The following is a 20,401-nucleotide window of genomic DNA, read 5'->3' on the forward strand; positions in this document are numbered from 1 at the left end:
AATAATATATTCATACAATCAAGTAAAAAATCCAGCAGTCTTCATTTTATTGCTGCTGGATAACTTTTATATGTCATCTTTTTTCTTTATGAGGTCTTGGCATGACTTCTCTCATAGATTCAGCTTGCTTTTGTGTGATTGTTCCTTCTTTCACCATCTGATCTATTATATCTTTGCCTTTTAAAGCATTCTTCATATACTCTTTCTTTTGCTCTGGAGACATATTTTTCGCTTTTTTATGTAATTCTTTAATCTCCTCATCCTGCTTTTGTAACTTTTCTACGAATTTATCTGCTTGTTCTTGAGTTATTGTATTATCCTTTACTAATTCATTGAGATTCTTAGTTATCTCCTCTCTTCTTAAAAGCATTCTTTTATCTCTGTTTTTCTCTCTAATAGCCTCTGCCTCTTCTTTTGTAATAACTCCTTCCTTTACCATATCATCAAATAAACCTCTATGTTCTCTTCTATCTTTGTTTTTTTTAATATAGGAAAGCACATTATCAGCCTTCTCTTGTGTAAGCTTTCCTTCTTTAACTAGCTCCTTTAAGGATTCCTTTAATATGTTTTTATGTTCTCTTTTTCTACAGCAGCCTTCACTTATAGAAGGTGTATTCACCTCTCTAGAAACTGCATAAGTTACTTCTGCAATGCTGCTAAGTCCCATGGATAAAAGCACTGCTCCAACAGCTATTCCTTTTAATACATTGTTCTTCTTATTGTTTTTCTTACTTTTATTCATTTTTTCTTATCTCCTCCTTCGTTTTTTACTTTTCCCACCTTCTTTCTTTATTATGTATTTCATTGTTACTCTTTAACCAATTTATTACTTCCTTGGCTCTCAACAAGAAAGATCCTACTTCAAGTTTTTGTTATAAAATTTGAAATAGGATTAACTTATAATATAACAATATAGTAAAACAAGGAATTTTCGTAATATAAATTAAGTTCTACTTTATTATGGCATAATTAATATAATAAGTCACAAATTAATTTTAAAATTTAGTTAGATAGGATGTTTTATACATATTACAACAATTCTTTTCAGAATAAAAGCAATATATTATTCAATTAATCTCATTAATTCACTTAATTCCTCTTTGGTTAAATTCCTCCACTCTCCAATTTTTAAGTTTCCAAGCTTAATATTCATAATTCTAATGCGCTTTAATTTAACTACCTTATAACCAAAAGCTTGGCACATTCTTCTTATTTGACGATTAAGTCCTTGAGTTAAAATTATATTAAAAACTGTATCGCTTATACGTCTTACTTTGCAAGGCTTAGTTTTTGTTCCTAAAATTCTAACTCCACTTGCCATGCCCTTTAAAAAGGAATCCGTAATAGGCTTATCTACTGTTACTATATATTCCTTTTCATGATTATTCTCTGATCTCAAAATCTTATTTACTATATCTCCATCATTAGTAAGCAAAATCAATCCTTGAGAATCCTTATCCAGCCTACCTATAGGAAATATACGCTCTTTGTGATTAACAAAATCAACAATATTTCCTTTTACATGTCTTTCTGTAGTGCTTATAATTCCTACTGGCTTATTTAAAGCTATATATACTGGCTTTCTTTTTTTCCCTATTTGCTTACCATCAAGCTTTACAACATCTCCAGGCTCTACAGTGCTTCCAAGCTCTGCAGTATTTCCGTTAATAGTAACCCGTTTTGCCTCAATATATGCATCCGCTTCTCTTCTTGAGCATATGCCTGTTTCGCTAATAAATTTATTAATTCTCATTTTAGAACCCTTTCTAGTCAGCTATATATCTAATGTTATTGTACCTAATGCTATTATATCCTAATTCATCATATAATACATGATATCATCCCAGCCATATGAAATCTAGAGTTTACAGGATGAATTTGTCCACACAAAGCATTTAATAATTTATTAGCGATTTTTATGACAATTTATCAAATAATATTGACATTTTTTAATAATATGTTAATATATATAACATTATAGTGATAATATATTAATAAACACTTAATTTATTCACTAAATTAATTTTTACACTTTTATCAATAGGGGGCGATATTATATGAATTCAATAAGCGGAACAGATACTATTTTTATGATTTTTGCAGCAGCATTAGTATTTTTAATGACACCGGGGTTAGCTTTATTTTATGGCGGCATGGTTAGAAGAAAAAATATTCTAAGCACTACTATGCACAGCTATGCTGCTATAGCATTGATTTCAATTCAATGGATATTAATCGGGTACACTTTATGCTTCGGAACAGATATTGGCGGTTTAATAGGAGATTTGAAATGGTTAGGGCTAAATGGAGTAAATTTCACACCAAATGCAGATTATGCATCAAACATTCCTCAACAGATATTTATGTTATTTCAGCTTATGTTTGCTATAATAACTCCTGCTTTAATTTCTGGAGCTGTAGCAGAAAGAATGAGATTTTTACCTTTTGCAATCTTTATTTTACTTTGGACCACTTTTGTTTATGATCCTTTAGCACATTGGGTATGGGGTGTTGGAGGTTGGATGAAAGACTTAGGCGCTTTAGATTTTGCTGGTGGAAATGTTATTCATATCAGCTCAGGTATTTCAGGTTTAGTTTTAGCCATAGTACTAGGAAAAAGAAAAAAATCAGGAGAAGCTGCACCTAGTAATTTGCCAATGACCATGCTAGGAGCCGGAATATTGTGGTTTGGATGGATTGGTTTTAATGCTGGAAGTGCATTAGGTGTAAATGATGTAGCATTAAATGCATTTATTACTACTAATACTTCAGCTGCCTCAGGAGCTATTGGCTGGAGCTTATGTGAACTATTCACGAAAAAGAAGGCAACTTCATTAGGTGTGGCCAGTGGAGCCATTGCTGGTCTTGTATCTATAACTCCTGGAGCTGGTTTTGTAAGCCCATTATCATCCATGTTAATTGGTCTTATAGGGGGTATCATATGCTTCTTTGCAGTGACTGTTATGAAAAATAGATTTAACTATGATGATGCTTTAGATGCTTTTGGATGTCATGGAATTGGTGGAATATGGGGAGGAATAGCTACTGGAATATTTGCTTCAAAAGCTATAAATCCTGATGGAGCTGATGGATTAATATTTGGTAACTTCAAATTATTAGGAGTTCAATTGATTTCAATAATAGCTACAGTCATTTTTGCAGCAGTAATGACATTTGTAATCATAAAATTTATAAGTAAATTTATTGACATAAGGGTAACTGAGGAAGCAGAAGAAACTGGCCTAGATATGTCAGAGCATTCCGAAGAAGCTTATGGTGATATTGCCGTGTAAAAAGAGTAGAATTAAACAAAAACAGCTAATTATTCGAGTGAGCCTTTTTAGGCTCACTCATGTCCATTTTCTTCCAATTCTTTTCTATCTATCATAGAGTTATAAGCCATTCCAGCCAAAATTAATAATCCTCCAACAACTTTTCCCTTAGATATTTCCATACCAGTAAGATAATCCAATACAATTCCAGTAAAAAGCTGGCCAATAAAGATAAGCAAGGTTGAGTATATAGTAGGAATTTTAGGTATTATAATATTCGATATAATAACCACCATGACTCCTAAAAATCCTCCAAGATAAGCCCAAATTGGTATACCATGAAGCTTTTCGCTAAATGATATTTTTCTCTCAATGATAAGTACTAATATAAGAGCAGAAATCACTCCAACAAAAAAGTTCACAAAGCTTGATTGAAATTCTCCTATTCTTTTTCCTAAACTAGAATTTACTATCATAGAAAGAAGAGTTAGTACACCAGAGGCAAAAGCTAAAATTATATATATCATATTTAATCTTCCTTTCTAGTAAATTATCATAATGACTATTCCTGCAAAAGCTAGTCCAAAACCTATGAGTTTCTCTCTTTTAAAATGATATTTATCCATTCCAAATAAACCAAAATGGTCTATAATAACTGCGGCAACTGATTGACCAAGTAATCCTAAGGATAAACTTAAAGATACTCCTAAATTCTTATAACATATATTGTTGAATAAAGTTAAAACAACTCCTATAGTTCCGCCAGAAAATAAATAAAATGGAATATCCCTTTTTAAATTAATTCCTTTTCTTTTGACTATTAATGTTATACTTATTGTAATAAGAGCTACAATCTGTGTTATGAGCACTCCTGAATAATCCCCAACATAGCTTGCAAGAGTTCCATTAAAACTTACCATAACTGCAATTATTAATCCTATAAACACTGCAGATAACTTATACATATTCTATCACCTTCCTTTGATGCTTTTCTTTCCCAATAAATATAATAACTTATTTTAACAATAATTAATAGCCTTCTATGATTTTCTCAATTTCATATTATAAATATAAAACGAAATCAAAACAGTTACTTTCAAATGCCAATAAGAAAAATAGGAAACAGCTAATTCACAGCTATCTCCTATTTTTTCAAATTATCTCCTCTATTGTTTAACTTGTGACCAAATCTTATCAAATTCAGTTATAGACTCTCCTATATCTTTTAGATATTCACCCTTTTCAACTTCTTCATTTGGTGGATAAACAGCTATATCAGAAAGCATTTCTTTCTTCATAAGTTTCTGAGCTTCCTTATTAGGATTTCCATATGGGAAGGCTTCAGATATTTCAGCTGAAATTTCAGGATCCATTACAAAGTTTATAAATAGCTCAGCAGCTTTAACGTTTTGTGCATCCTTTGGAATTACAAAATTATCCTGCTGAAGGAAAAGTCCTTCTTTAGGTATTACATATTTAACATTAGGGTTTTCTCTTCTTGCAAGAGAACCTTCTGCTCCCCAAGCAAATATTGCTTTGGATTCCCCATTTATAAGAGAAGTCTTTGGACTATCACTGTCATAAGCTTTAACATTAGGTTGAAGCTTTTTAAGTTCTTCCTTTGCCTTTGCCAAAGCTTCAGGAGAAGTTTCATTTATGGAATATCCAAGTTTCTTTAGTGTAATACCTATAATAGCTCTTTCATCATCTAATATTGTTAAGGAATTTTTAAATTCATCCTTCCATAAATCAGCATAGCTTGTTATAGCTCCCTCTGGAATCTTAGTGCTGTCATAAGCTATTATTCCAGCAAGCCACATATATGGCACACTATATTTATTACCTTCATCAAAAGGCAAATTCATAAATTGTGGATCCATATTTTTTAGATTTGGAATATTATCCTTATCAATCTCTCTTACTAAATTCTGCTTTTTAAGAATTTCAACCATAAAGTCACTTGCTACAGCAATATCATAGTCTCCTCCACCCGCCATAATCTTTGCAAGCATTTCTTCATTAGATGAAAAAGTGCTGTAGTTGACCTTTATATTGTAAGTCTGTTCAAATTTATCTATAACAGACTGAGGAAGATATTCGGACCAGTTAAATACGTTTAGTACTTGCTTTGGTGCATCATTTGCCTTAGCAAATCCCCAAACTCCGTAGCTTATCCCTGAAATTACAAGTACAATAGAAAGCACTACTGTACCTATTTTTTTCATATTAAGATTAATATTCTTTAAAACTGAGGATAATCCTATTACAACAAAGGTAAATACAATAATTATTGTAGATAAAGCATTTATTTCAGGAGTTACTCCAAACTTAACCATTGAAAATACCTTAAGTGGAAGAGTTGTGCTTCCTGCTCCTGCAACGAAGAAGCTTATAATCACATCGTCTAAAGATAATGTGAATGCAAGTAGTGCTCCCCCAATAACTCCAGGCATAATTATAGGTAATGTAACATATAAAAATGTCTGCATAGGTGTTGCCCCTAAATCAAGTGCTGCTTCTTCTACAGACGTATCAAAGCCATCTAATCTTGTCCTTACAACTGCTATGACATAAGCTATACTAAAAGTTATATGCGCAATGATTAATGTAATCCTTCCAAGAGGCATATCTACAACTGAGAAAAAAGCAAGCAGTGATATACCCATAACTATTTCCGGTATAACTAAAGGTATATTCAGTACAGAATCTAGTATATTTTTTCCTTTGAATTTATATCTATAAAGCCCTATTGCAGCTAATGTTCCTATAATAGTAGCAATTATGGTACTTACAATTGCCACTATTAGTGAGTTCTTTACTGCTTCTAATATACCAGCATTATGCATTAAGCTCTCATACCACTTAAACGTAAAACCTGTCCAAACTACATTAAGCTTAGATTCATTAAATGAGAAAACTATAAGCACCATTATAGGAATATATAAAAACATGTATATTAATAGGGCATAAATTCCTTTAAGTATTTTTCCAGTTGAACCTTTCACCTTCTATAACACCTCCCATTTATTTTTATTGCCGCTAAATTTAGTGTAATAGAAGATTAATATTATCATTACTATCATGAGAATAACAGATATGGCTGATCCAAAAGGCCAGTCTCTTGCGGTTAAGAACTGGTTCTTAACCAAATTACTCATGAGTACCACTTTACTTCCTCCCATTAAATCTGTTATAAAGAACAGTCCAAGTGTTGGGACAAATACCAAAAGTGAACCTGATAATATACCTCCCTTTGTAAGAGGAAGTGTTATCTTCAAAAACTTATTTAATGGACTTGCTCCTAAGTCATCTGCCGCTTCTAAAAGGCTCATGTCCAGTTTTTCAATTGATGAATAAAGAGGAAGTACCATAAATGGGAACATCATGTATAGCATTCCTATCATTACAGCTATGTTGTTATACATAAGATGTAAAGGTTCATTTATTAATCCTATCCCTAAGAGAATGTGATTTAAAATCCCCTCAGTTCTCAACAATATTATCATAGCATAGGTTCTGACCAAAGAATTTGTCCAGAATGGTAATATAATCAACAATAAAAATAATGGTTTTAATTTTTTTCCGGCCCTTGCGATTATAAATGCAAATGGGTATCCAAGTACTAGACATATTGCTGTGGTACCTAATCCTATCAAAAGTGATTTACAAAATATGATGATATAAAGTTTGTTAAATATTCTAGCATAATTGTTCAATGTAAACTTAAATACAATATCTCCTGCTTCTCCTCTTGAAGAAAAGCTAACTACAAGAATCAAAATTAATGGCACTATGAAAAATGCTAGCATCCATATACTCACTGGCAGTACTGTTGCCATCATGCCTGCCTTTTCTTTAAGCTTGTTTATTATTCTGCTAAGGGAATTTCTATTTTCCATTTTCACTACCTCCCTTAAGCCTTAATAACTACTGTGTGTACTGATTTCCAAGTAACAAAATAGTCTTCTATGTTATCTTGAAAATTAAAGCTTTGACCTATTGGTTCATTTACTATAATCTCTTTACCGTTTTTTAGAAGCATTACTGTTTTAACAGAAGAACCAACATATATTCTTTCCTTCAGCTTACATTGAAGCCATACATCTCCATCTTCTGGCTCTGTCTTTATTTTTATTCTCTCTGGTCTTACTGAAACAGTAAACTTGTCTCCTAAATCATAATTTAGATTTGGAATTCTTATTATATCCTGTTCTTCCTCAAGGTGAAGCAATACTTCTGTTTCTTTTAATTTGATTACTTCCCCTTCAAGAAGATTTGTTTCTCCTAAGAAATCGGCAACGAATTTAGTTTTTGGTCTTTCGTAAAGTTCCTCTGGTAATCCTACCTGCTCTATTACACCTTTATTCATAACCACTATTCTGTCAGACATAGTTAAAGCTTCTTCTTGATCATGAGTTACAAATATAAATGTTGTACCAAGGCTCCTTTGAAGATATTTAAGTTCCAATTGCATCTGTTTGCGAAGTTTTAAGTCAAGAGCGCCTAGCGGTTCATCTAGTAACAGAACCTTTGGGTTATTAATTAAGGCTCTAGCAATAGATACACGCTGCTTCTGACCGCCGCTTAGCTGGGATGGCATTCTAGTTTCATACCCTTCTAATTGAACAACCTTGAGCATTTCCAATACCCTTTTATTAATCTCATCCTTTGGCACCTTTTTCATTCTCAAACCAAAGGCAATATTATCATAAATATTCATATGAGGAAATAAAGCATAATTTTGAAAAGCCGTATTTACAGGTCTTTGATGGGGTGACTTATTAGTAATATTCTCTCCATCGATTATTATTTCTCCACTAGTAGGTGTTTCAAACCCGGCAATCATTCTTAAAGTAGTGGTTTTTCCACAACCACTTGGACCTAATATAGTCAGAAATTCTCCTTTTTTAATCTCAAGGTTTAAGTTTTTAACTACCATATCCTCTTGATCATACACTTTACAAACATTTGATAATTGAACAAAAATATCTCCTGTCACACCTTAACAACTCCTTTACTAACCATATTTTTACATACTTATTTTGTTTTGAACGTTTGTAAAAATTTTCTAATTTTTACAGGTTTAATAAAATAAAAATAAAACCTCTCATGGCATGCTTAAAGCCAAAAAGAAGGTTATTAGATATCATTATAACTATAGTCAAGTCTATATATTATAACCCATAAGAATATAACACAATTGTTTCTAAATCTCAATAGTTTTTTGCTATTATTCTATGATTTTTTTAAACCTGTCAACCCGTTGAGAAATAAGGATTTAGCTTGCCTTATATCTATTTTCTAATTCACTTCTAAAAATAGCAAAATATACTATATAAAAAAGTTGTACAGCACTTTAAAATGCTATACAACTTTTATCTATTTATACAGCTTCTCCCTCAAAACTCTTTCCTGTAAATTGACTATTATATAAATCTGCATAAAAACCGCCTTTTTCAAGAAGCTCTTTGTGATTTCCTTGTTCAATGATTCTTCCATTGTTCATAACAAGTATTAAATCTGCATCACGAATTGTAGATAATCTGTGAGCAATAACAAAGCTTGTTCTTCCCTTCATAAGATTGTTCATAGCTTTTTGTATTTGAATTTCCGTTCTTGTATCAACACTTGAAGTAGCCTCATCAAGGATTAGGATTGATGGATCTTTTAATATTACCCTGGCAATAGTTAATAGCTGCTTTTGTCCTTGTGATATATTAGAAGCTTCTTCATTTAACACTGTGTCATAACCTTCTGGAAGAGTTCTAATAAAGTGATCTACATGAGCTGCTCTTGCTGCTGCAACTATTTCTTCAAATGTGGCATCTTTTTTGCTGTAAGCTATATTATCTCTTATAGAACCATTAAATAGCCATGTATCTTGAAGCACCATACCAAACATAGAACGCAAATCACCCCGTTTAAAATCTCTTATATCAACTCCATCTATAGTGATTCTTCCTCCTTGAATTTCATAAAAGCGCATAAGCAAGTTTACAAGGGTAGTTTTTCCTGCTCCTGTAGGACCTACTATTGCTATAGTCTGACCTTGCTTTACATCTATATTCATATCTTCCATAAGAGGAACAGTTTCATTATATCCAAACTTAACATGCTGGAATGCAACTTCTCCTTTTAGCTTTCCTATAGTTTTTATATTATTGTTTTTATCTTTTTCTTTTATCTCTCCATTTTCAAAGTCAACAATCTTAGCGTCTTCTTTGTCTGGGATCTCTTCAATCTCATCTAGTATTTCAAAGACACGTTCAGCTGCTGCTACAGTAGATTGAAGAATATTTGCTATATTTGCAGTTTGAACTATAGGCTGGCCAAACTGTCTGGAATATTGGATAAACGCTTGGACTCCACCAACATCCATTCTTCCTTTAGTTACAAAAACTCCTCCAATTACACAGACTAAAACATATCCGATATTATTTACAAAATTCATCATTGGCATTATTACGCTTGAAATAAACTGCGCCTTCCATCCAACTTCGTAAAGTCTTTCATTTACTTCATTAAACTCTTGTATAGATTTTTCTTCATTTGTAAAGACTTTTACTATTTTATGTCCTGTATACATTTCCTCTACATGTCCATTTAGTTCTCCAAGAATCTGCTGTTGACTTTTAAAATATTTTTGAGACTTCTTTGCAACTCCTGTTGTTACAAGTACAGAAAGAGGTAATGTTATAAATGTAACAAGAGTAAGCAGAGGACTTATAGTAAGCATCATTATAATAATACCTATAATTGTTACAATGGCTGTTACAAGCTGTGTTAAACTTTGCTGAAGCGTTGAAGCAACTGTATCAAGGTCATTAGTAACACGGCTCAATATTTCACCATTGGTACGAGAATCATAATATTTTAAAGGTAATTTATTAAGCTTTTCATTTACATCCTTACGCATATCATAAACTGTATTTTGAGCAACTCCTGCCATAATATACTGTTGGATATAACTAAATATAGAGCTTACAGCATAAAGACCTATAAGTATTAAAACGATTTTTCCTACATAATTAAAATCTATCTTTGGTCCATGGGTACTTATAAATTTCCAAATATCAGGGTCTATACTTGAAATATCCATGGTTCCTTTTGTTTTAGCAGCAGTAGGATTTGTCATCATATCATTTATCATTTTTCTAAGTGACTCTGGCAAATCTGGCATTTTTAAAAGGTTAGGTATATTCTCCGGTTTAAACAGATTTTTAGCATATTGTCCCTTTGCCATTAATCCTTCAAATAGCTTATTTGTAGCTCTTCCCATAATTTTAGGACTTACAATACTAAATATAGTACTTGCTATAGCAGCTATGAAAACAACTATAATGTTAAATCTTCGAGGCCTTAAGTATTTCAATAATCTCTTTACAGTTCCCTTAAAATCTTTAGCCTTTTCAGCTGGTCTTCCCATTGCAGGTCCTCCACCATGTCTTCCTGGACCTCTTCTTTGTGTTCTATTATCACTCATGCTAATTCCTCCTCACTAAGCTGTGAAGATACAATCTCACGATAAACTTCACTAGATTTTAATAGCTCCTTGTGAGTTCCTATTCCCACAATTTGTCCTTCATCTAAAACTATTATTCTATCTGCATCCATTACAGTGCTGACTCTCTGAGCTACAATAATTACTGTTGAATTTTTAGTTTCTTCTTTAAGAGCCGCACGAAGCTTTGCATCAGTCTTAAAATCAAGAGCTGAAAAGCTATCATCGAATATATATATTTCTGGTCTTCCAATAAGAGCACGGGCAATAGAAAGACGCTGCTTTTGTCCTCCTGATACGTTATTACCACCTTGGGCAATTAGTGTATCATACCCTTCTTTCATATTAGAAATAAATTCTGCGGCTTGAGCTACATCTGCTGCATGTCTTATTTCTATCTCAGTTGCATCTTCTTTACCATATCTAATGTTTTCTGCAATAGTACCAGTAAATAAAACTGCCTTTTGTGGTACAAAACCTATTTTCTTTCTAAGTTCTTTTTGAGACATATCTCTTACATCTATTCCGTCTACCAGCACTGCTCCTGAAGTTACATCATAAAAACGAGGAATAAGATTTATGAGTGTAGATTTTCCTGAGCCTGTGCCGCCTATTATTGCTGTTGTTTCTCCAGGCTTTACGCTAAAGCTTATATTCTTTATAGCTGGCTCTTGTGAACCTGGATAATTAAAGGTAACATCCTTAAATTCCACATACCCTGTTTTCACACACTCATTTTTAGGGTTTTCAGGATCAGTAATTTCAGGTTCCATATCTAAAACTTCATTTATTCTGTCTGCTGATGCTTCAGCACGAGGTATCATAACAAACATCATAGCAAGCATAAGGAAAGAGAACATAATCTGCATTATATATTGAATAAATGCCATCATATCTCCAACTTGCATATTTCCGTTGTCAATACGAATTCCTCCAAACCAAACAATAGCAACACTTGTAAAATTCATTATAAGCATCATCATAGGCATTATAATTGAAATCATCTTATTTACTTTAATAGCTGTAACTGTAAAATCATAGCTTGCTTTCTTAAAGCGCTCCTTTTCATCATCAATACGGTTAAAGGCACGTATTACTCTAATTCCTGTAAGGTTTTCACGCAAAACTAAGTTTATTTTATCCACCTTATTTTGCATTGCCTTAAATAGAGGTATCGCCTTTCTTGCTACTGAAAATATAATTATTATAAGAAGTGGTATTGAAACAGCTAATACTAACGTTAACTTTTTATCCTTGGATAAAGCCATAGCAAAACCACCTACAGCCATTATTGGAGCTGTAACCATAAATTTCATCATAATAACTACAAATTGTTGGATTTGAGTGATATCATTGGTAGTCCTTGTAATCATAGAAGGAGTTCCTATTTTGTCAAATTCATGAAGAGAAAATCCTTCTCCTTTTGTAAAGACCATTCTTCTCAAATCTCTACCAAAAGCTGTTGCAAATTTTGAAGAGAAAAAGTTCGCTAAAATTGTAGCAATGCTATTTCCTGCAGCTACAAGAAGCATAAACCCTCCAATTTTCATAATATATTTGGTGTCTCCATTAACTATTCCTTTATTAACAATGTCAGACATCAATGTTGGTAAATATAACTCAGCCATAACCTGCAAAAACAAGAGCACTACAGCTATTGCTATCTTGTCCTTATAAGGCTTTAAAAATCTAAAAAGTCTAATCATAAATTCTCATCTCCATTCTGTTAAGCTTAAATCAATCTTTTAAAAGAGCCTTTAATGTCTCTAATCCATTTATTATTGCCTCAATTTCGCCTTCTTTAGCTTTCATAAGTTTCTTATTCAGATTATCCTCTATTTTCTTACAAACATTAGATGGCATTATTTTTTTTGAATTTTCACATGGAGAAACATATATAACTCTCCTATCTTCCTTGCTTCTAATTCTTTCAACATATTTTTGCTTTTCAAGTCTATCTACAATTCCAGATATGGTACTATTAGAAAGGCTTAACTTTTCACTTATGTCGCTAAGTTTCATACTTCCGTGCTTACCTAAAATGTACAATACCATTACCTGAGGAGTAGTGAGCCCTGTTTCATCAAAGTTCTCTTTTATGCTTCGATGCATGAGATTATTCACATCTTTAATTAGAAGAGATATTCTTGTTCCTCTATCGTATTCCATAAATTTATCACCCTCTCATAGCAATTAGAATATGTCTTTATTATGAATAAAAATATTCATTAATAAAAATATTTTTAATACTAATATTTTTAGTTCGAATATTTACTATTGAAATATTTCGTGTTCGAAATAATGTTATTAGTATACTACTCTATTTTTTAAAAATCAATATATTATTTTTTACAATTATTCTTTACAATATGACATCACTTTAAAAGAAATATATAATAGTGTTTCAAGCTTGCTGTGAGATTTTTTAATTCATATTAACCTAAAACTTTATAAACTCTTATAAATAAGAAGAATGCCAGCAAGACTTTACCAGCATTCTTCTTATTGCATCATATTTGTTAAAATTTCACATAATAAATTTTAAAACATTTTCTAATACTAATATATGTACTATAGAATACAGACTTAAATCTAAGGAGGAATTTTCATGAATAAGAAACTAAGTGCTATAGCCCTATCTGCACTACTTATTATTTCAGGCGGCTGTGCACAGAATGATCAACAGAGTAAGCAAAATCAGCAAAATAAGCAAACAAGCTCGAAATACTCAACAACAAAAAAAGTTATAGGTGGAGTAGAATCTTCTATTTCTCAAATGGGCAATATTGAAAGGATAAGAATTATTTCTGACAAAGCAAATGTAAAAATTGGTGTTTCTAATGATACTCCTACAATCACAACTCAAAATAAAAATTCTACTTTAGATGTAATAAGTCAAGTTGGTGATTGGTTTGCAGTAAAACTTCCTAACAATAAAGTAGGATTCGTTCCTCAAGAAGATTGTAAACCAATAGTTGTCGAAGATGAAACTCCTGCTCCTCCATCACCACAGCAGGCAACACCTCAAGAAACAACACAAGGAGGATCCCAAGGTGGAACTACACCAAAAACACCAAGCGCTAATACAAATACTGCTTCTTTAAGCGATGCAGAACAGCAAATGCTTAAATTAGTTAACGAAGCTCGTGCTCAAAATAATGTACCGCCTTTAAAAATAGATACTGAGCTTTCTAATGTTGCTAGAACTAAATCTCAAGATATGATAGACAATAACTATTTTAGCCATAATTCTCCTAAATATGGTAGTCCTTTTGATATGATGAAGTCTTTTGGAATAAAATATGTTCAAGCAGGGGAAAACATAGCAGGAAATCAAAGTGTTGAAAGTGCTCATAATGCATTAATGAACTCTCCTGGACATAGAAAAAATATACTAAATCCAGAATTCACTCATATAGGAATAGGTATTAGAAAAGGTGGACCTTACGGAAATATGTTTACACAAATGTTTATAAGCAAGCCTCAATAATATATTATTTAAGTATATAAGCCATGCATGAATGTTAGCATGGCTTATACTTATCTCTTCTATTATAAAATTTATTTATTCCCTCGGTTCTAATATGGTAAGGACTTCTATTCCTTTATCCTCACTTCCTTCTCCTAAAATGTATACACTATAATAATTATTAGGGTTTAACTGAAAACTTTTAGTAGTTAGTATAACTTTTTCAGTTCCTGCACTTCTAATTTGAAAACTATATCTTCCCTCTAAAATACAAGCATATTCCGTAAATTCCCTATAGCCTAAGTTTCTAAATATTATGGTTTCATCTGGCAAGGCTATATCCATAGGTGAGGATTTAGGAGATAAATTTATAAATCTTACACATGGTCTTCCAAATTTCTGCGCACTAGATGGCTCTGGCAAAGGATAAATGCTTATATCTGGAAAAGCTCCTATTATTGCTAAATTTAATATAAGTTCTCTTGGTATGGTGATATTTTGCTGTATAATAGGATTAGTTCTATCACCAGAAATATAAACTTCTATATTGTGATTTCCAATTGGAGCAAACATATAAGGAGATACCTCTTTATATTGGAAGTTACTAAGAATTAAAATTCCATTTGCATAAATATCCAAAGCTGGAGCATTGAAAGATGCATTCATCATCCTAAAATAAGAATTGGCTGGTATGACTTGTCTATATGGGTAACAATACATATTTCTTTTTATCCTTTCATATTTCTCGCTATTATAATTATATGAAATAAAATTTTTATATGTGCTCACTCTATCAATAAGCCCTGACATTTTTAAAAATATATCTATTTCATGAGAATTAAGATATACATCTCCAATTAAACCGTGCTTTAAATCTCTAGTCCTGTCTGTATGAAAATCAGAGCCCGCAGTATAAAACTTCTCCATATCTTTAGAAAGCCTTATAAAAAATTCTGTGTCATCTTCGCTATTTCTGCAATACTTTGCCTCAATTCCATCAAAAGGCATATTTATAATTTCTGTTAAGTATTTTTTATTTATTAAAACTGGATGCGCTAAAACTACAGAGGCTCCAAAAATTCTAAGCAGCCTTATGCCTCCTAAAACTGACAATCTTCCGCTATCTTCATCTATGTCTATATCTATATTACTTAATCTTTTTATTAAAACTTGAGCACTCTTTGTTTTATGAGCTTTTATTAGCTTTAGTATCTTTTTGAAATACCTGACTTTTGTATCTATCATCTTTAAAGTATCCTAATATATGAATTCTCTCGTTATGAAATCTAGTAGATAGTTCAACTGCCGGAATTACAATAACTCCATATTCTATACCAGCTCTTAAAGCATCATCTACTCCTAAAGTTGTATTGTGATCCGTAAGAGCTATTATATCTATTCCCCTTCTCCTTGCAAGCTCCACCACTTCTCTTGGAGTAAGTTCTCCATCTGATGCCTTTGAGTGTATATGAAAGTCACCTTTTTCAAACATATAAAACCTCTTTATATTGCTATATATCCATGATATTTATATTTTCACTATATTGTGATAAGCAAAAAACTTCCGAATAATACGGAAGTTTTTTTATTTAGAGCTTTCTCTTATAATTAATTCAGTAGGAATAACTACTTTTTTAGAAATTTTTCTTTTATCATTTAATCTTTCAAGAAGCAAGTTGACTGCGGTAACCCCCATAAATTCTGTATGAACCTTAACTGTACTAAGGGAAGGAATTAGGAACCTTGAATTAGGTATATCATTAAAGCCTACTATGCTTACATCCTTTGGTACATTTATGTTAGCTTCATATAAGGCACTAAAAGCACCTATTACCATAGAATCGCTTGCTATAAAAAAAGCTGTAGGTAAATCTCCCTTTTTAATAGCTTCTCTCATTAATCTATAACCATCTTCTGGAGTAAATCTTCCGATATACACATTATTTATATCGTATAGTCCCTTACTTCTCATGAATTCTATATATGCTGTTTCACGTTCATCCTCTATAGGTTCTCTCTTTGCTCCAACATACTCCCTTCCTCCAATAAATCCTATATTGTTGTGTCCTTTTGATAGTAGATAACCCAGCACTTCTCTCATAGCCTTTTTAAAATCAATTACCACAGAATCATATTTTTTTTCATCTGGCGACGAGTCTACAAAGACTATAATTGGAGAATACATAGAAAATTTTTCCACATCCTCTTTGCTAAATTTCCCTATAGCTATAACTCCATCCAAATCATTTAATTCACTTGTAATATATTCATCATTATTTTTAAAAATTGTCACAATTTCTATGCCTTTGTTAATGCACTCTTTTTCAATTCCATTGGTTATGGACACATAATAAGGATCTCCTAACTCTTCCTTTTGCGAATACCAATGGATAACTCCAATCTTTGTAATTGTCTGCGCACTTTTATTCCTTCGTTTAACAGGGATATAGTTCAAATTCTCCGCTATTTTAATTACCCGTTTTCTTGTATTTTCAGATACTGAAAGACTTGTATCATTATTTAATATTCGTGATACTGTAGCTGTTGAAACTTTAGCTAACTTTGCTATATCTTTTATAGTAGCCATACAGATGTTCCTTTCAAAATTAACTGCTTTTCTTTTTTATAATCTTACTATCATATGCATTCAAAGTATTTCCTTTGAACTCCATTTTCTTATCTGTATGATTATTTATGAATAACCACTCTTCATTTTTAACATTTCTTATATAAATCTCTAGTCCTTCCTCAGATTCCACATAAGAAATATTATTTTCTATTACTATTTCTTTCGCAAGTTCGCTTAATACACCTGTGTCTACGCCTCCGCCTATATAGTATATTTTCCCCTTTCCATAAGTGTTTTCAGTAATACATGCGTTTTCTCTATAAAATTCGTCGTTATATTTATACAAAACTTTAGCCTTTTCTGGAATAATTAGATCTCTCCAAACAGAGCAAATTCCTCTCTTATTATCATATCTTCCAACTCCAAGAATTCCAACTTCTTGCCCTTTTTGAAGACTTTCTGACTCTTTAATTCTTATACCAACCATATCTCTTATATTACAAGGAATAGTTTTCCCAAAGTGAATATTATTATTTTTATCCTTTATACCTGCTCTAAAGGAAAATATAATTTTTCCACCATCTTTAGCAAATCTTTCAAACCTTTTGCTTAATTCCTCATCTACTATCTGCATAACAGGAACAACTAAAATCTTATACTTAGAAAAATCCTTATCTATACTTATTACATCTATATTTGTATTTAAATTATAAAATGGAATATATAACCTAAGTAATTCTTCTGTAAAGTTAAATTCTAGAGATTGCTGCTGATGCCTCCATGACCAAATATTATCAAAGTCATATAAAATAGCTATATCTGATTTTATTTCACTTTTTATAACATCTTCATAATTCTCAATATCATTTATGAAGGATTGCACTTCATAAAACTTACGTCCATTCTCATTATCCTGGTCAATGATTCCAAGGCAGAACTGCTCTGCTCCCCTTGTCATTCCTCTCCACCTAAAAAATAACATATTTTCACAGCCATGAGCCACAGCCTGATATGCCCACATCTTTGCTTCATTAGGACGAGGAAGATATCCTATAATATTATGTCCCTGTGCCCCCATAAGCTCTTCTACTATCCAATAATTCTTACATTTTAATCCTCTTATATAATCATGGGTCATTGCAATATGTGCAGGAGATAAAGGCTCTTTAAGTCCTCCCCATACTGGATAATTATCATAGGAAACAAAATCTAATTTTTCTGCTATCTTATTAAAATCAAAAGCCTTATCAAAGAATCCACCACTAAAATTATGAGTGATTTGTTGATGTTTTCCTTTCAACCTTCTTACTAAATCAATTTGAAGTTTAGCATAGCTCTCTATAGAATAAGATCTGAATCTAGCCCAATCCAATGCTAATGAAGGATTATGAATAGTAATAGTAAGCCTTGGAGCTGGAACTTCTCCAAAATTATTGTAGGTCTGTCCCCAGAATATGGTTCCATAAACTTCATTTAGTATGTGTATATCTTTATACTTATTTTTTAAAAATTCTCTAAACTTAGATTCACACTGATAACAATAGCATATATCGCTTCCTTCATGTCCCATTTCATTATCTATCTGCCAAGCTATTATAGCATCTTCATCCTTATAATGCTCAACAAGTTTAGTTACAATTTTTTCTGTATATTCTCTATAAACCTGCGAGTTAAAACAATATTGTCTTCTTCCTCCAAAACTTCTTTTATGTCCATACTCATCTTCTGATAAAATAGATGGATGTTTCTGTGCCAGCCAAGCTGGAAAGGTAGCAGTAGGTGTTCCAAATATAACCTTTAGTTCATGTTCTTTTGCCTTTTTTATTACCATATCGAAGAAAGAAAAATCATATTTTCCTTCCTCTTTCTCCATAAGGTGCCAAGCAAATTCTCCAATGCGTATAATATTTGCTCCCATTTCTCTCATGCGCTGCATATCTTCATCTATCGTATTTACATTCCAATGCTCTGGGTAGTAATCCACTCCTAAATACATTATATTATATCCTCCCATATAACCGAGAAATTATATATAATTTTCATGTGCCATGTTATTCCTTGGATAAAAACTTAACAAAGTTTTCAAAGGCATTTAATCCTTTTTTATTCTGTTTAAATACTCCTGCATCCATTAATACCTTTTCAAACTTTTTGCCTACTTCTAATTTTAATATTTTATCAAAGTCCAAAGAACTGTCCTTATATCTTTCCTTTAGATACTGATACCATTCTTTATGTTTGTCTAGTTCATCATAATCATTGATATTTTTCTCTCCTTTAAGACACTCTTTTAACAGCTCTAGTTCATTCTTAAGCCTTGGAGGAAGAACTGCAAGTCCCATAACTTCTATAAGTCCAATATTTTCTTTTTTAATATGATGAACATCTTCATGTGGATGAAATATACCCAAAGGGTGTTCCTTATCTGTTCTGTTATTCCTAAGAGCCAAGTCTAGTTCAAATTTGCCTTCTCTAAATCTTGCTATAGGAGTTATAGTATTATGTGGTTCACCTTTAGTTTGAGATAAAATTCCTACGCTCTCATCGCTGTAACCTCTCCAAGCATCAAGTATTATTTTCCCAAGCTCAGAAAGTCGCTCCTTTTTTTCACTTCTTATACGTATAACAGATAAAGGCCATTTGATAATACCAGCTTCTACATCTTCAAATTCTTTAATGCTCACATACTTTATAATAGGTGCCATTTCCATAGCAAATCTATAATTTCCACCTTGAAAATGATCATGGGATAAGATAGATCCTCCTACAATAGGCAAATCTGCATTAGAACCGATAAAATAATGCGGAAACTTTTCAACAAACTCCAGCAGTCTATCAAAAGTAAGCTTTGAAATCTTCATAGGTTCATGATTTCCTTTAAATACAATGCAGTGCTCATTATAATAAACATAGGGAGAATATTGAAAAAACCATTCTTCGCCGCATAACTCTAAAGGAATAATTCTATGATTTTGTCTTGCTGGATGATTAATTCTCCCTGCATAACCTTCATTTTCTTTACATAGCAAACATTTAGGATATGAGGATGATTTAATATTTTTAGCTTTTGCAATGGCAGTTGGATCTTTTTCTGGTTTTGAAAGATTTATAGTAATATCCATTTCCCCAAAGTAAGTATTAGCTTTCCATCTCAAATCTCTTGATATTCTTTCTGTTCTTATATAATTTGATGCCTTTGACATGTTATAGTAGTTATCTGTCGCAGCTTTGGGGTCCTCTTTATAGTCCTTATAAAATTTTCTTATAACCTCACTAGGACGAGGCATTAAAGCATCCATAATTTGTGTATCTAAAAGGTCTCTATATGTTACTGTGTTTTCTTCTAAGATCCCCATTTCATAAGCATAATCTAAAATATTATTTAGAATTTCTTGTGGGTTTTCTACAGACTCCTCTACTATCACATCCTCATACTCATCTAATTTTAAAATCTCTAAGATTCTATTTCTTGCGTAAATTTTATCTTCTTTATAAATAAGATTATTTTGCACACCATAATTAATTAACCTTTTTATCTCTCTGCTGATATTCATGAGAAATCACTCCCTATATTCAAGATTGCCTTCTAT

Annotated in this window: 16 protein-coding genes and 1 pseudogene; 2 read left to right on the forward strand and 15 right to left on the reverse strand. The window is 31.9% G+C overall.

Annotated features, from left to right (window positions below; genetic code table 11):
• Positions 1 to 73: 73 nt before the first annotated feature.
• Positions 74 to 742 carry a hypothetical protein gene (locus tag ACFWTK_RS06225; protein ID WP_415875201.1) on the reverse strand — a complete coding sequence of 223 codons (669 nt, stop codon included), beginning with the start codon at positions 740 to 742 and terminating at the stop codon, positions 74 to 76.
• A 321-nt stretch (positions 743 to 1,063) separates the two neighbouring features.
• On the reverse strand, positions 1,064 to 1,753 hold the full coding sequence (gene rluF / locus ACFWTK_RS06230; protein WP_415875202.1) for a 23S rRNA pseudouridine(2604) synthase RluF: 690 nt from the start codon (positions 1,751 to 1,753) through the stop codon (positions 1,064 to 1,066).
• Between the two features lie 304 nt (positions 1,754 to 2,057).
• On the opposite strand from rluF, the gene ACFWTK_RS06235 reads away from it, so the two are divergent.
• Positions 2,058 to 3,293 (forward strand): ammonium transporter, encoded by a 1,236-nt coding sequence (locus ACFWTK_RS06235; protein ID WP_415875203.1) that lies wholly within the window; start codon positions 2,058 to 2,060, stop codon positions 3,291 to 3,293.
• 53 nt (positions 3,294 to 3,346) lie between these two features.
• On the opposite strand, the gene ACFWTK_RS06240 is transcribed toward ACFWTK_RS06235, so the two are convergent.
• The 8 genes from ACFWTK_RS06240 to ACFWTK_RS06275 form a co-directional block, all read right to left on the reverse strand.
• Positions 3,347 to 3,799, reverse strand: a complete 453-nt coding sequence (locus ACFWTK_RS06240; protein ID WP_415875204.1) for a DMT family transporter — start codon at positions 3,797 to 3,799, stop codon at positions 3,347 to 3,349.
• Positions 3,800 to 3,814: 15 nt separating this feature from the next.
• The gene (locus ACFWTK_RS06245; RefSeq protein ID WP_415875205.1) at positions 3,815 to 4,237 is read right to left on the reverse strand and encodes a DMT family transporter; all 423 of its coding nucleotides are present in this window, start codon (positions 4,235 to 4,237) and stop codon (positions 3,815 to 3,817) included.
• 201 nt (positions 4,238 to 4,438) lie between these two features.
• Positions 4,439 to 6,277, reverse strand: a complete 1,839-nt coding sequence (locus tag ACFWTK_RS06250; RefSeq protein WP_415875206.1) for an extracellular solute-binding protein — start codon at positions 6,275 to 6,277, stop codon at positions 4,439 to 4,441.
• Positions 6,278 to 6,280: 3 nt separating this feature from the next.
• Positions 6,281 to 7,171 (reverse strand): ABC transporter permease, encoded by an 891-nt coding sequence (locus ACFWTK_RS06255; protein WP_415875207.1) that lies wholly within the window; start codon positions 7,169 to 7,171, stop codon positions 6,281 to 6,283.
• Between the two features lie 14 nt (positions 7,172 to 7,185).
• A complete protein-coding gene (locus tag ACFWTK_RS06260) occupies positions 7,186 to 8,211 on the reverse strand; it encodes an ABC transporter ATP-binding protein (RefSeq protein ID WP_415875480.1) in 1,026 nt (341 codons plus the stop codon).
• Between the two features lie 444 nt (positions 8,212 to 8,655).
• Positions 8,656 to 10,755, reverse strand: coding sequence for an ABC transporter ATP-binding protein (locus ACFWTK_RS06265; RefSeq protein WP_415875208.1), 2,100 nt, complete (start codon positions 10,753 to 10,755; stop codon positions 8,656 to 8,658).
• The gene (locus tag ACFWTK_RS06270; protein WP_415875209.1) at positions 10,752 to 12,479 is read right to left on the reverse strand and encodes an ABC transporter ATP-binding protein; all 1,728 of its coding nucleotides are present in this window, start codon (positions 12,477 to 12,479) and stop codon (positions 10,752 to 10,754) included. Before ACFWTK_RS06270 ends, ACFWTK_RS06265 begins: the two co-directional genes overlap by 4 nt.
• A gap of 31 nt (positions 12,480 to 12,510) precedes the next feature.
• The gene (locus ACFWTK_RS06275; RefSeq protein ID WP_415875210.1) at positions 12,511 to 12,942 is read right to left on the reverse strand and encodes a MarR family winged helix-turn-helix transcriptional regulator; all 432 of its coding nucleotides are present in this window, start codon (positions 12,940 to 12,942) and stop codon (positions 12,511 to 12,513) included.
• Between the two features lie 439 nt (positions 12,943 to 13,381).
• On the opposite strand from ACFWTK_RS06275, the gene ACFWTK_RS06280 reads away from it, so the two are divergent.
• A complete protein-coding gene (locus ACFWTK_RS06280) occupies positions 13,382 to 14,263 on the forward strand; it encodes a CAP domain-containing protein (protein WP_415875211.1) in 882 nt (293 codons plus the stop codon).
• A gap of 75 nt (positions 14,264 to 14,338) precedes the next feature.
• Here the strand turns inward: ACFWTK_RS06280 and ACFWTK_RS06285 are convergent, their stop codons facing one another.
• The 5 genes and pseudogenes from ACFWTK_RS06285 to galT all read right to left on the reverse strand — a co-directional run bounded on the left by ACFWTK_RS06285 (position 14,339) and on the right by galT (position 20,365).
• Complete coding sequence (locus ACFWTK_RS06285; protein WP_415875481.1) at positions 14,339 to 15,052, reverse strand: DUF4397 domain-containing protein; 714 nt, start codon at positions 15,050 to 15,052, stop codon at positions 14,339 to 14,341.
• Positions 15,041 to 15,734: pseudogene (locus ACFWTK_RS06290) on the reverse strand (PHP domain-containing protein); the annotation flags it as partial. The gene ACFWTK_RS06285 and the pseudogene ACFWTK_RS06290, both read right to left, overlap by 12 nt.
• Positions 15,735 to 15,827: 93 nt before the next feature.
• A complete protein-coding gene (locus ACFWTK_RS06295) occupies positions 15,828 to 16,829 on the reverse strand; it encodes a LacI family DNA-binding transcriptional regulator (protein WP_415875212.1) in 1,002 nt (333 codons plus the stop codon).
• Between the two features lie 19 nt (positions 16,830 to 16,848).
• Complete coding sequence (locus ACFWTK_RS06300; protein WP_415875213.1) at positions 16,849 to 18,807, reverse strand: beta-galactosidase; 1,959 nt, start codon at positions 18,805 to 18,807, stop codon at positions 16,849 to 16,851.
• 55 nt (positions 18,808 to 18,862) lie between these two features.
• Positions 18,863 to 20,365: a UDP-glucose--hexose-1-phosphate uridylyltransferase gene (gene galT / locus ACFWTK_RS06305; RefSeq protein ID WP_415875214.1), complete on the reverse strand. Its 1,503-nt coding sequence runs from the start codon at positions 20,363 to 20,365 to the stop codon at positions 18,863 to 18,865.
• Positions 20,366 to 20,401: the final 36 nt, after the last annotated feature.

Source organism: Clostridium sp. (genome assembly GCF_047777555.1).
GTDB lineage: Bacteria > Bacillota > Clostridia > Clostridiales > Clostridiaceae > Clostridium_H.